The sequence below is a fragment of the Bacillus sp. SIMBA_074 genome (assembly GCF_046534555.1).
Lineage (GTDB): Bacteria > Bacillota > Bacilli > Bacillales > Bacillaceae_G > Bacillus_A > Bacillus_A mycoides.
Genome location: NZ_JAWRYM010001139.1, coordinates 1 through 240, shown reverse-complemented (window position 1 = coordinate 240; position 240 = coordinate 1). Strand labels below are relative to the sequence as shown.

The 240-nt window shown below is 72.9% G+C and carries 1 protein-coding gene; it reads left to right on the top strand.

Annotated elements, in window-relative coordinates:
* A partial coding sequence (locus tag SB773_RS34295) for an Lrp/AsnC family transcriptional regulator (protein WP_410594979.1) occupies positions 1 to 240 on the top strand: 240 nt, incomplete at both ends.

The following is a 240-nucleotide window of genomic DNA, read 5'->3' as shown; positions in this document are numbered from 1 at the left end:
CCTTTCGGTGCTGCAGGAGGACGGCCGGATCAGCCTCACCGACCTCGCCGACCGCGTCGGCCTCACTCTCTCGCCCTGCCACCGCCGGGTGCGCGAACTGGAGCGCTCGGGAGCGATCGAGCACTACCGCGCCGTGGTCTCCCCCGCCGCCGTCGGGCTCGACTTCGAGGCCATCGTCTTCGTGCGCATCGACCGGACCGACCCGGAGACGGTCGGCGCGTTCGAGGCGGGCGTGCTCGC